Genomic DNA, 473 nt, shown 5'->3' with positions numbered 1-473 from the left:
CATCTTCTAATAACTCCTTGTTTTCGTATATATTTCCAATTATTTCAATATCATCACTATAATATTGCTTGTTTTCTCTCTTTGTTAAATAGCTAATAAACAATCTAACGTAGTCACTTTTGTTTACTTTATTTAAGATCCATCCACCTAAATGCCAAGAAATAATACATTTTTCATCATTTGCGCAAACAATATCTCCCTCATATACTTCTTTATTATTTTTGTCTTTTAAACCCGTATATTGTAATAATTTAATATTGCAATAATCGCTAAAAATGGTGTGAATTTCTAAGGGAGAATTCTTTATGCGGATATGCGATATTTCACCGTTACACCAATAAATTTCATTGACATCAGATATCTTTTTATCAATTAATTTAACTTTGTCACCATCATAAAAATTTTGTTTTTCTTTTACTTCTATATATGCTTTAAATTTTATTTCTCTATTCATCTTCCACTACCTCACAATT

At 26.4% G+C, this 473-nt stretch carries 1 protein-coding gene; it reads right to left on the bottom strand.

Translation table 11 applies throughout. The features are described from left to right. The coding region (locus KSU54_RS18625) for a YopX family protein (protein ID WP_217746770.1) at nt 1–454 on the bottom strand (454 nt) is incomplete at its 3' end. Nucleotides 455–473 lie beyond the last annotated feature (19 nt).

It is taken from the genome of Erysipelatoclostridium sp. MSK.23.31 (assembly GCF_019125875.1).
Lineage (GTDB): Bacteria > Bacillota_I > Bacilli_A > Erysipelotrichales > Coprobacillaceae > Thomasclavelia > Thomasclavelia ramosa.
This window is presented reverse-complemented; position numbering and strand designations above follow the sequence as displayed.